Annotated in this window: 12 protein-coding genes; 8 read left to right on the forward strand and 4 right to left on the reverse strand. The window is 65.9% G+C overall.

Annotated features, from left to right (window positions below; translation table 11 throughout):
* The first annotated feature begins 44 nt into the window (after positions 1–44).
* Together ABIS05_RS00970 and ABIS05_RS00975 are read left to right on the forward strand one after the other, a co-directional pair.
* Positions 45–599, forward strand: coding sequence for an ECF-type sigma factor (locus tag ABIS05_RS00970; protein ID WP_348013452.1), 555 nt, complete (start codon positions 45–47; stop codon positions 597–599).
* 248 nt (positions 600–847) lie between these two features.
* Positions 848–3,757: a serine/threonine-protein kinase gene (locus ABIS05_RS00975; protein WP_348013453.1), complete on the forward strand. Its 2,910-nt coding sequence runs from the start codon at positions 848–850 to the stop codon at positions 3,755–3,757.
* A gap of 133 nt (positions 3,758–3,890) precedes the next feature.
* On the opposite strand, the gene ABIS05_RS00980 is transcribed toward ABIS05_RS00975, so the two are convergent.
* A complete protein-coding gene (locus tag ABIS05_RS00980; protein ID WP_348063201.1) occupies positions 3,891–4,136 on the reverse strand; it encodes a hypothetical protein in 246 nt (81 codons plus the stop codon).
* A 438-nt stretch (positions 4,137–4,574) separates the two neighbouring features.
* Between ABIS05_RS00980 and phaR the strand changes: the two genes are divergently transcribed.
* The 4 genes from phaR to ABIS05_RS01000 are packed head-to-tail and all read left to right on the forward strand — an operon-like array spanning position 4,575 to position 8,551.
* Entirely contained in the window at positions 4,575–5,105 is a 531-nt protein-coding gene (phaR, locus tag ABIS05_RS00985) for a polyhydroxyalkanoate synthesis repressor PhaR (RefSeq protein ID WP_348013454.1), read from the forward strand.
* Positions 5,106–5,135: 30 nt separating this feature from the next.
* Positions 5,136–5,903, forward strand: a complete 768-nt coding sequence (locus tag ABIS05_RS00990; RefSeq protein ID WP_348013455.1) for a hypothetical protein — start codon at positions 5,136–5,138, stop codon at positions 5,901–5,903.
* 57 nt (positions 5,904–5,960) lie between these two features.
* Positions 5,961–7,370, forward strand: coding sequence for a 30S ribosomal protein S12 methylthiotransferase RimO (gene rimO, locus ABIS05_RS00995; RefSeq protein WP_348013456.1), 1,410 nt, complete (start codon positions 5,961–5,963; stop codon positions 7,368–7,370).
* Complete coding sequence (locus tag ABIS05_RS01000; protein ID WP_348013457.1) at positions 7,367–8,551, forward strand: PLP-dependent transferase; 1,185 nt, start codon at positions 7,367–7,369, stop codon at positions 8,549–8,551. Before rimO ends, ABIS05_RS01000 begins: the two co-directional genes overlap by 4 nt.
* A gap of 213 nt (positions 8,552–8,764) precedes the next feature.
* Here the strand turns inward: ABIS05_RS01000 and smpB are convergent, their stop codons facing one another.
* Positions 8,765–9,226 carry an SsrA-binding protein SmpB gene (gene smpB / locus ABIS05_RS01005; RefSeq protein WP_348013458.1) on the reverse strand — a complete coding sequence of 154 codons (462 nt, stop codon included), beginning with the start codon at positions 9,224–9,226 and terminating at the stop codon, positions 8,765–8,767.
* Positions 9,227–9,538: 312 nt separating this feature from the next.
* Between smpB and ABIS05_RS01010 the strand changes: the two genes are divergently transcribed.
* On the forward strand, positions 9,539–10,000 hold the full coding sequence (locus tag ABIS05_RS01010) for a type II toxin-antitoxin system RatA family toxin (protein ID WP_348013459.1): 462 nt from the start codon (positions 9,539–9,541) through the stop codon (positions 9,998–10,000).
* Positions 9,990–10,295, forward strand: a complete 306-nt coding sequence (locus ABIS05_RS01015; RefSeq protein WP_348013460.1) for an RnfH family protein — start codon at positions 9,990–9,992, stop codon at positions 10,293–10,295. The genes ABIS05_RS01010 and ABIS05_RS01015 overlap by 11 nt, the downstream gene beginning before the upstream one ends.
* A gap of 49 nt (positions 10,296–10,344) precedes the next feature.
* Here the strand turns inward: ABIS05_RS01015 and ABIS05_RS01020 are convergent, their stop codons facing one another.
* The gene (locus tag ABIS05_RS01020) at positions 10,345–10,854 is read right to left on the reverse strand and encodes a DUF4124 domain-containing protein (RefSeq protein WP_348013461.1); all 510 of its coding nucleotides are present in this window, start codon (positions 10,852–10,854) and stop codon (positions 10,345–10,347) included.
* Between the two features lie 50 nt (positions 10,855–10,904).
* Positions 10,905–11,633, reverse strand: coding sequence for a SapC family protein (locus ABIS05_RS01025; protein ID WP_348013462.1), 729 nt, complete (start codon positions 11,631–11,633; stop codon positions 10,905–10,907).
* Positions 11,634–11,637: the final 4 nt, after the last annotated feature.

The raw sequence follows: 11,637 nt of genomic DNA on the forward strand, positions 1-11,637 counted from the left end.
CAGCAGGTGCGCCCCGTCTGCGCATGGCGAAAAAGGGAGCGAGCATGGGGGAAATCACGCTGCTGCTGCAGCGCGCGCGTATCGGCGACAAGGCAGCGCTAGACAAAGTTTTCGAACTGCTGCAACCGGAGTTGCGTCATGCCGCGGATCGCCGACTTGCGCGTGGGCCACATGACGGCGGCGTTGGCACCACGGCGCTTGTCAACGAGTGCTACTTGAAGCTCGTCCAGCGCGATAGCCTTTCCACCGCCGACCGCGCGCATTTCGTCGCATATGCGGCTAGCGCGATGCGATCGATCATCGTCGATGCCGCCAGGGCCGCCGGTGCCGACCGCCGTGGAGGCGACGCGCAACACGTCCCGCTCGACACCGCATTGCTTGAGTCGATCGGTAACCCGGTCGATGAAATCCTCGACGTTCACGCGGCGCTGGAGGAGCTGGCGCGGGTCGATGCGCGCCTCGTCCAGGTGGTCGAGATGCGCTACTTCGCAGGCCTGTCTGATGAAGAGATTGCTGCCTCGCTCGGCATCACCGATCGCACGGTGCGCCGCGACTGGGTCAAGGCCCGGCTCTTGCTCGCGCACTCGCTGCGCAGCTGATGCAGCGGCTCGGTGCCGCCAGCAACCCGGTGAGAGTGTCCGGTGATCGGCCTTGGCAACGTTCACAAGTAAGCAGGTGTGAAATCTTCATGTTCCATGATCGGTGCTCGCGGGCGCATCCAGCCGGGTGCAGCTCGGCCCGACCACTCCTGCAAGCGGATCGACTGTGGCGTTCCGCGAAAGTCAAATGAAGTGCGGCCCGGTGGGCCGCGTTTCTCGCAACAGGCAGAACAGGCAGGATTGACGACATGGCTCTCCAATCGGTGCTCTCGAACGACTGGCCGGCGCTCAGCCAGCTGATTGACGAGGCGCTCGCGCTGTCGGCGCCGGAGCGCGACGCCTGGCTGCAGTCGCTCGATGGCAATCGTGCCGCCCATCGCGACACCCTGTGCAACTTGCTGGCCACGCAAGCAGCAATCGAAACCGGCGATTTCCTCGCAGACCTGCCGGTTCTGCCAACCGCCGCCTCCACGGCAGCGAATGTGCCATCGGCGGCTGGCCATCTTGTCGGTGCCTACCGGCTGATCGAGCCCATCGGCCACGGCGGCATGGGCACGGTCTGGCTGACCGAGCGCGCGGACGGCACGGTCAAGCGCAGAGTTGCGCTGAAGCTGCCCCATGCCGTCTGGGGCGATGCCTTCACCGAACGCTTGGTGCGCGAGCGCGAGATCCTGGCGGCACTCGACCATCCAAATATTGCCCGGCTCTACGACGCCGGTGTCGATGCGCATGGCCGACCCTTCCTCGCGATGGCCTATGTCGCCGGGCAACCGATCGATGCCTACTGCCGGGATCACGGGCTGCCCTTGCGGAGCCGCGTGGAATTGCTGCTGCAGGTGATGGCAGCCGTCGCCCATGCGCACGCACGCCTCGTCGTTCACCGCGACCTGAAGCCCGGCAACATCCTCGTCGACGACGACGACCAGGTCGTGCTGCTCGACTTCGGCATCGCCAAGTTGCTCGACGGCGAGCAAACGCGCGAGACGGCGCTGACGGCCATGTCGGGCCGTGCACTCACGCTCGACTACGCCAGCCCGGAGCAGATTCGCGGCGAGCCACTTGGCACGGCGAGCGACATCTACAGCTTGGCGGTCGTGGCCTACGAACTGCTGGCGGGCGGGCGGCCGTATCGGCTGACGCGGGGCAGTGCAGCCGAGCTTGAGGAGGCGATTGCCGGGATCGAAGCACCGCGCGCGAGTGACACGGCCAGCGATGCGTTGCTAAAACGTCAGTTGCGAGGCGACCTCAATGCCATCCTCAACAAGGCACTGAAGAAGCGGCCGGACGAGCGCTATCTGACGATGGATGCCTTCGCGCACGACCTGCGGCGGTACCTGGCCGACGAGCCGGTCGAAGCGCGGCCCGACGGATTGTCTTATCGCACCACGAAGTTCGTGCGCCGATATCGGCTGCAGGTCGCGGCGGGTGCGCTGGTGGTTATTGCGCTTATGGGGGGTACAACAGTCGCGTTGTGGCAGGCGTATGAGGCTCGCCTGCAGACCCAGCGCGCGCTGGCCGAAGCGGCTACCGCAGAGGCGGTTCAGAGCTTTCTCGAAGGCGTGTTCCTCACCAACTCGGGCGATCAGGTCGACCCGATAAAGGCGCGCGAGAGGACGGCGCGTGAGCTGCTCGATCGCGGCGCGCAGCGAATCGAGACCGAGCTCGTGAATGCGCCACAGGCGCGGTTGCGCCTGCTGGGCGTGCTTGCCTCGATGTACGAGAAGATGGGTCTCGTTGACCGACAGATCGCGCTGCGGCGCCAGCAATTGGATGAGGCGCGCCGCGTGTCGGGGCGAATCAGCGACGTCACCGTGACGGCGATGGCCCGACTTGCGGATGCGCTCACGACCGCCGAGCAGCGGCACGATGCAGCCTCATTGCTGAGGGATGCGTCAGTGATTCTTGATGCGCGCAACGACCACGACTCCCGAACGCGCTTTCTGGTCGAACTCCTTCAGGCATCGCTAGATCGCCGCATAGATCCAAAGCACGGTCTTGCAGCCGCTCGTCGCGCACTCGCGATTGCAAGGCGCTATCCGCCCGACGCCGACTTGCTCCTGACATTGGTGGTTCTGGGAGAAAACGCTCTCTTCATCGGCGAGTTTGAACAAGCCCGCCAGTCTTTTGCCGAATTCGTTCACATCAGCCAAGTGCACCCGCCGCTTGGCGCCAACGACCTTTCCATGATTTATGGGGCGCTCGCTGAAGCGCAGCGCAAGTTGGGCGACTTCGCTCATGCCGAGGCAAACCAACGCACGGGCCTTGAAATTGCTCGCCGACGCGCGGAGCCGTTGCCAATACATTACTGCGAAATTCAGCTTTCACGGCTTCTCGTTGACACCGGGAGATTTCGAGAAAGTGTGGAGGCGGCGGAGCCGGCATGGCACTGGTCTCACACGACAGAAGCTGAAGCAGACCCTGCCACAGTCCACTGGATAAAGGTCAATTACGCCGAGATGCTGATGGCCTATGGCAGAGCGAGCGAAGTGTTGTCCGTCACTGCCGGTGACGTTTCACTCACAATTGATCCACAAGTAGCCCAGGGCCTGGACTTGAGAGTGTTGAGCTTTAGAGCACGGGCGCTGACCGAGCTCGACCGACTCAGCGACGCGCGCGCAGTTCTAGAGCGCTCCCGCGCACTGTTGGCGCAGTCGAATGGGAAGCTCGACTCGCGATCGACGGATCGCGCTGAACTTCAATGGCTGGTGGCCAGTGGTGAAGCCGCAAAGGCGCTGTCGTCCTACCGAGCTGCGCGAGTCGCGAAGCAGTTGCCGCAAACGCCCCCCTCCACCGCCTCGGTCGCCGACCTGACTGAATCGGCTTGGCTTGAACTGGAAGCTGGCCACGCGTCTGAAGCTTACGCGCAGGCTTCGCAGGCGCTGGCTGCCATTGCGAATGGCGGAGCAGCCGCCTACCAGCGCCATCACGAAGCTCGGGCGACGCTCGTGCTCGGCAAGGCCTTGATGCTGCAGCAGCGCGTCGACGAGGCGCGGCCGTTGCTCGAGCGCGCGGTGACGCTGCACCGCGCCATCTACGACCCGCAGCACAGCAGCGTGCTGGCCGATGCTTGGCGCACCCTCGCGGCTTGCCGGAAGGCTCAAGGCGATACCCGCGCCGCTGCGGAAGCTACGCGCGAGGCCAGCCGCATAGACGCCTGATCGCCGCTTTGCCACCCGTGGTGGCGCAGGCGCTATGCGCCAATCCCGCGTCGCCGAAGCCCTGCCCGTGCTTCTAAAGGCGCTGGCATTCCACCTCGCTCAGTTCGATCCGACGCGCAACCTTGCAATTGCCTCAGCTCTTGGCAAGCTCATCGCGTTCTACGCTCCTGACCTCGGCCGCCGCCGGCATGCTCAGCGTCGCCGCGTGAGCCGCAGGACCCGCGCTGGGAATGGGGATTGCAGGCTGGCTCGCGTCGCTGCCAGCCGTCAGCGCAGCGCGCAGCTGCTCGGCTTTGTCCTCGACGCGCCCGGCTACCAGGCCGAGCAGCGGGCCTGCTGCAGCGCCGTGTCCTGCGGCGAGCGGCCGGTAGTGCAGCACCAGATCCCTGACCGATGCTGCCGGTGGCGATGCGCCCGCTGGCCAGCACCTGCGCGCTCAAGCGGACTCCGCCCGCGCACGCGCAGGTCGTCCGCCGATGTTGCTGCGGCCGACCCCATCCGGGTGCCGGCACTGTCCGCGAGCCCAGCGCCTGCTCCAGCGCCCGCGCCTTTGCCAGCCTCGAGCCCGGTGCCGGCTCCCCGCTCCCGCGTCGGGTGGCGGCGATGCGGCGTCGACGTGGTGGCTGGCCGAGCTGGCGCTAAGCTCGTTGGCCCTGCGCTCCCGCCGAACTTGCCTGGCGTCGAGTGAAAATCGCGGATCGAGCCGGTCGCGTCACCTGTATTTGGCGATGTAGCTTTCCAGAGACTCAGGGAAAGCCATTCGGAGCGACATTCGGGGTCTGCCTAGAATTTGTTGCACTGCACAGGAGATTTCCGCATGGCGACTGCCCGCAAAAAGCCGGCATCCACTGATGAGACGTCCGCTGGCGAGGCCAAGCCTGGCCTGCGCATCCTCAAGAAGTACCCCAACCGGCGCCTCTACGACACGCAAACCAGCAGCTACATCACGTTGGCTGACGTGAAGCGCATGGTGCTGGAAGGCATCGCCTTCGAGGTCCAGGACGCCAAGACGCACGATGACCTCACCCGGGCCATCCTGTTGCAGATCATCCTGGAGGAGGAAACCGGCGGCGTGCCCATGTTTTCCACCAGCTCGCTGGCGCAGATCATCCGCTTCTACGGCGGCGCGATGCAGGGCGTCATGGGCGGGCTGCTGGAGCGCCAGATGCAGGCCTTCACCGACATGCAGTCGCGTTTCACCGAGCAACCTGCCAGCATCCCCTTCCCCCCCGAGGCCTGGACGGGCCTGATGGGCGGCTACGCCGAGCAGTCCAAGACGTTGATGAACCAGTGGCAGGAACAGCTGAAATCGGCGGGTGTGATATTCCCGTTCGTGCCGAAAAAGTAAGGCTCGCTCGACATCGCCGAAAATACGGCGATGAATGAAACGACCACCTCTGTCCCGAAGATCGGTTTTGCCTCGCTCGGGTGCCCCAAGGGTGTTCGATCTATACCTACACAGCGCTGGTTGAGCCTTAGCGTCACACGTAGCTCGGCGCGCGCCACAGCGATGTGCCTAGCCGGCGTCTTCGCTGCGTTTTTGGGGACACTTGCTGGTGCGGAAGAGTTGCCCGCAGCAGCTGTTGTGGCCCCAATATTCGACGAGCTGTTTGTTCACCAGGTGCCTGCTGGTTTCAAGGCACAGGCCGAGCAAACTCAGGCTAGCGTCTATCTGCGAACTTTCGTTCTGGCCTCGGATCCCAGCACGGGCCCATGGACGCAGCGCATCTTGGTGAGCGGGACCAAGGACCTTGGACTTCAGGCAGAGTTGACGCCAGCGATGTTTGCGATGCAGATCGCGAAAGGCTTTCAATCTTCGTGTCCGACCAGCTTCGCAGGGGGGCGGGTTGCCGAAGCGAACATTGGAACTGGGCACTCGGTGTACGTCATGTTGGTCGCATGCGGCTCCCATACGTTGACCACAAACAAGGCGCCCACAAGCGAAGTCGCGTTGGTGGCGGTGGTGAAGGGCGACAAGAACATGTACTCCGTCCAATGGTCGGAGCGAGGTGAGGCGGTTGCGACGAAACCTGAGCCGGATAGGGCCGTCTGGGGCCAACGGCTGAAAGCCATTACTCCGTTTCTCGTGTGTCCTCTCAAAGCCGGTGAAGCTGCCCCTTACGCGAGTTGCACTGCGCGCCGCTAAGTGTTCGGCGCCTGTTCGACCCTTATAGCTACCGCAACAAAATTCAACCAAGACCCTATGACAACAGCCAACCCCGACGCCCCTCGCGGCCTGCAAGCGCAAAAGATTCCCAAGGTGGCGTTCGCGAGTCTGGGCTGCCCGAAAGCCCTGACCGACAGCGAACTGATCCTCACCCAGCTCCGCGCCGAGGGCTACGAAACCTCCAAGACCTTTGCCGGGGCCGACCTGGTCATCGTCAACACCTGCGGCTTCATCGACGACGCGGTCCAGGAGAGCCTGGACACCATCGGCGAGGCGCTGGCCAAGAACGGCAAGGTCATCGTGACCGGCTGCCTCGGCGCCAAGGCTGGCGCGGTCAGCAAGGATGCCGGCGGGCTGGTGCGCGAGATGCATCCCAGCGTGCTGGCCGTGACCGGCCCGCATGCCACGCAGGAGGTCATGGACGCGGTGCACACCCATGTGCCCAAGCCCCACGACCCCTTCGTCGACCTGGTGCCGAGCTACGGCGTCAAGCTGACGCCCAGGCACTACGCCTATCTCAAGATCAGCGAAGGCTGCAACCACCGCTGCACCTTCTGCATCATCCCGAGCATGCGCGGCGACCTGGTATCCCGCCCCATCGGCGACGTGTTGAACGAGGCCCGCGCGCTGTTCGAGAGCGGCGTGAAGGAGCTGCTCGTCATCAGCCAGGACACCTCGGCCTACGGCGTCGACGTGAAGTACCGCATGGGCTTCTGGGACGGCAAGCCGGTCAAGACCCGCATGCTGGACCTCGTCGCCCAGCTCGGCGAGATCGCCAAGCCGTTCGGCGCCTGGGTGCGCCTGCACTACGTCTACCCCTACCCGCACGTCGACGAAGTGCTGCCGATGATGGCCGAAGGCCTGGTGCTGCCCTACCTGGACGTGCCCTTCCAGCACTCGCACCCCGACGTGCTCAAGCGCATGAAGCGTCCGGCCAACGGCGAGAAGAACATGGAGCGAATCCTGCGCTGGCGCGAGAGCTGCCCGGAGCTGGTCATCCGCTCGACCTTCATCGCCGGCTTCCCCGGTGAGACGGAGGCCGAGTTCCAGCATCTGCTGGATTTCATGCAGGAAGCGCGCATCGACCGTGCCGGCTGCTTTGCCTATTCGCCGGTGGACGGCGCCACGGCCAACGACATCCCCGGCGCGCTGCCGACCGAAGTGCGCGAGGAACGCCGCGCGCGCTTCATGGCGATGGCGGAAGCCGTGTCCACCGCCAAGCTGCAGAGCCGCGTCGGCCAGACGCTGCAGGTGCTGGTCGACTCCGCCCCCGGCCTGGGCCGCAAGGGTGGCGTGGGGCGCTCCTACGCCGACGCGCCCGAGATCGACGGCACCGTGAAAATCCTGCCGCCCGAGAAGGCCAGCAAGACGATGAAGGTGGGCGATTTCGTGCGCGCCCGCGTTGTCGCCGCCGATGGGCACGACCTGGTGGCTTCGCTGGTATGACGCGCGGGCCTGCGACCGAGCTCATCCACCACCCCTACCGCGCGCCCGAAGGCTGGGACGCGATACCCGTGCCGGTGGCCAAGGCGTCGACCGTGCTGTTCAAGGACACGGCCGACCTGCACAAGCCCCGCCCGCGCGATGGCCTGTCCTATCGCTACGGCCTGCATGGCACGCCCACCAGCTACACGCTGGCAGCGCGCATCGCCACGCTGGAGCACGCCGAGCACTGCCTGCTGGTGCCCAGCGGCCTGGCGGCCGTGACACTGCCGTCGCTGGCCATGCTGCGGCCTGGCGACGAGGTGCTGGTGCCCGACAACGTCTACGGACAGAACCGTTATCTCACCGAGTCCTGGCTGCCGCGGTGGGGTGTCACGCACCGCTTCTACGACGCGTTGACCGTGCCCGAGCTGCGCGACAACACGAAACTCGTCTGGCTGGAAGCGGCCGGCTCGATCACGCTGGAGTTTCCCGACTTGCTCGGGACGCTCGCCGCCTGCCGTGCGCGCGGCATCACGACGGCGCTGGACAACACCTGGGGTGCCGGCCTGGCCTTCAACGGCTTCGAGCCGGCGCCGCGCACGCACCCGGGCCTGGGTGCGGACATCGTCATGCAGGCGCTGACCAAATATCCCAGCGGCGGCGCCGACGTGCTGATGGGCTCGGTCTGCACGAGGGACGGGCGCCTGCATGACAAGCTCAACCACGCCCACGAGCACCTCGGCTACGGGCTGGGCCAGAACGACGTCGAGCTGGTGCTGCGCAGCCTGCCGACGATGCCATTGCGCTACGCGGCGCAGGACCGCGTCACGCGAGAGCTGGCGAGCTGGATGGCCGGCCGGCCCGAGGTGACGCGCGTCTTCCATCCGGCGCTGCCGGGCTCGCCGGGCCATGCGCATTGGCTGGCCGTGGGTGGCGCAGGGGCGGCGTGCCTGTTCTCGGCGGTCTTCCAGCCCGGCTATTCACCCGCCCAGGTGGATGCTTTTGTCGACGCGCTGCAGCTGTTCGGCATCGGCTACTCCTGGGCCGGCCCGATGAGCCTGGCCGTGCCCTACGACCTGAGCCGTAGCCGAAACCTGCCGCTGCCTTTCGACGGCGGCACGCTGGTGCGCTTTGCCATCGGCCTGGAAGACGCTGCCGACCTCAAGGCCGACATCGAACAAGCGCTGTCAGCTCTTGTTTGACACCTTGTGCCGCATCAACTGGCCCTTTTGGCGAAAGCTCCAATGAGCCGCTACGCGTCTCAGGCCTTGCGGCCCGTCGATGCGTGCCGCATCAACTGTCCCTTTTGGCGAAAAGGGCATTGAGCCGCTGCGCGTCTCAGGCCTTGCGGCCCGTTGTTGCGTGCCGCATCAACTCCCCCTTTTGACGAAATGGACATTGAGCCGCTACGCGTCTCAGGCCTTGCGGCCCGTCGATGCGTGCCGCATCAACTGTCCCTTTTCACGCTCCCAGTCCCGCTCCTTCTCGGTGTTGCGCTTGTCGTGCTCGGCCTTGCCCTTGGCCAGTGCGATGTCGGCCTTCACGCGGCCGCCCTTGTAGTGCAGGTTCAGCGGCACCAGCGTGAAGCCGCGCTGCTCCACCTTGCCCACCAGCCGCTTGATCTCGGCCTTGTGCATCAGGAGCTTCTTGGTGCGGTCGGCCTCCGGGTTCACATGCGTGGAGGCGCTGCGCAGCGCATTGATGCGGCAGCCGATCAGGAACAGCTCGCCGTTCTTGATCAGCACGTAGCCGTCGGTCAGTTGCACCTGGCCAGCGCGGATGGCTTTGATCTCCCAGCCGGACAGCACCACACCGGCCTCGAATTTCTCTTCGATGTGGTAGTCGTAACGGGCGCGGCGGTTCTCGGCGATGGACATGAAGTGGGATGTGGGGTCAGGGCCTGTTTGCACAACAGGGGTCGGTGCGAGAGGGGCTGTGCGGGTGCAGGGCTAGGCGTGCGCTGAAGCCCGGGCTTGGCGGCCCGGACGAGGCGCGCAACGACGCCATGTGCCCGCAAAGCCCCTCTCTCAAAGGGTTGTCACTCAAAAGCCCGCGCGCGGCGTTGCTCAGCATCGCTGGGGCTCTACCCAGCTTCGCTTCGCGCCTTGCTCGCAGGCTTTTGAGTGCCAACGCATCCGATCCCTGTTGTGTAAACAGGCCCAAGGCCCTTCTTACAATCCTGGCATTCTATGAAGCAGGTCAAAAAGTCAGTTTTGCTTTGGTACACGCCCAGCGAGATGTACGAGCTGGTCACCGCGGTGGAGCGCTATCCGGAGTTCCTGCCCTGGTGCGACAAGGTCGAGGTGCTGGAACGAAAGCGCGACGCCGTCACGGCTCGGCTGCACCTCGCCTACGCCGGTGTGCGCTATGCGTTCACGACACTCAATCGCAACGATGACGCCGGCCCCAGCGTCCGCATGGGGTTGGTTGACGGGCCGTTCTCGGACCTCGACGGCGTCTGGCAATTCCTGCCGCTGAACAAGCCCGGCACCGAAGGCGAGCCGACGGCCTGCAAGATCGTCTTCGAGCTCAGCTACGCCTTCAGCAGCGGCGCGTTGGAGGCGGTGGTCAGCCCCGTCTTCGACCGCATCGCCAACACCTTTGTCGACAGCTTCGTGCAGCGCGCGGAGAGCCTTTACGGTGCGCGTTGAACTCGTCTGGAGCTTGGCAGCAGGCGATGTGCAGCAGCGCTGGCTGGAGGTGGAAGAGGGCGCCACGATCGAATCAGCGCTGCGTGCCTGCGCCGACTTCAACCTGGCGCTCGACCAGTTCCGCATCGGCATCTGGGGCCGCGTGCGGCCGCTGGCAACACCGCTGCGTGACCGCGACCGCATCGAGGTGTATCGCCCGCTGACCGTCGACCCGATGGAGGCGCGGCGCCTGCGCTACGCCAAGCGCGGCGAGCGCATCGTGTCGCGCCACCGACCCAAGGCGGGCGGCGGGTAGGGCCTGGTAACACGACGGCAGCGGCCCATTGCCGTCGTGTTGCCAGGCCCTACTTGCACTCGCTGGTGACCAGCCCGCGAGCGCGCTCGGCCTCGGCCTGGCGCTGCACGTCGTCCATGAAGACGCGCTCGCCCGCCTCGTTGGTACGCGTGATGCGGATACCGCTCTGCAGGTCGCGCAACTGCGCCTGGGCACGGCTGCAGTTCTCGCGGCGCTGCTCGGCAACGCGGCGTTCTTCTTCCTTCTGCTTGGCGTTCTCGCGAGCCTGATCCTGCTTCTGGCGCGCGGCCGCGTCCTGCTCGGCACGGGTCGGCGCACTGGCGCCCGGGCGAGGGGCGGAGGCGGGCGTGCTGGCGGGAGCATCGGCCTGCGTCACCGTGATGGCGCGCGCGGCGGCCGTAGCCGGGCGCGCAAGGATGTCCTTGTCCGGCGTGCCGGCTGGGGGCGGGCGGTCGCTGTACTGCACGTTGCCCTTGGCATCCTTCCACTTCCACTGGGCGTGGGCGGATGCAGCCAGAACCAGACCGATCAGAGCGATGAGCAGGGGCTTTTGACGCATGCCGTCAGTGTAGCCGCGAGGCCTTGCCAACCTTGGTGCCGTGCAGGCGCTCAGGCCTGCGCGGCGGCCGCGTCGATCAGCGTCGACCACGCACCGATGGAGAAGAAATGCCAGTGAACAAGCGCCAGCCAGCCCTTGCGGCGCCAGGCCAGGAAGGTCTCGTCCGGCAGGTTCATGAAGCGGGCCTGGTCGATGACTTTGAAGCCGGACAGGCTCATCACCCGGCCGTCACGCAGCGACACGTCGGCGCGATGCTCCACCAGCAGGTCGGCCGCCACCACCGCGCGTGCGTACTCGGCCGTTGCCAGGTGCTGCGACTGGTAGTCGCGGCACAAGGCCAGCGCTGAAACCGTTAGCGGCGTGGGTTCGCCGCTGGGGTCGAACAGCGGGTTGTCGCGCCCGGCCAGCAGCGATTCGGCGGCTTCGTCGACGCACAGGGTCAGCTCCTGGCTCGCCGCGTTCTCCAGAAAGATGAACGGGTAGCGCCGCAGGTAGGCCGGCACGTAGACGCCTGGGCGCCATTGGCCGCCCGCGTCGACGAACAGATTCTGCTGGGCGCGCAGGCCCAGCACGGCCACCGGATAGGGCCGCGCGTCGTCGCTGAAGACCAGCGGGTAATGCCGGCCGGCCAGCATCATCTCGTCGGCCACCACAGGCACCGCGTTGGTCTGCGCCGCAAAGCGATAGCTCGCCTTGGCCGCCAACGAGTGGTGGCCGTGGGCACCCGGGTGCAACACCCGGGGGGTCTTGTAGAACAGGGGGAGGGCGCTGTCGGTCATCGCG

The sequence above is a fragment of the Roseateles sp. genome (assembly GCF_039929605.1).
In the GTDB taxonomy this organism is placed as follows: Bacteria; Pseudomonadota; Gammaproteobacteria; order Burkholderiales; family Burkholderiaceae_C; genus Pelomonas.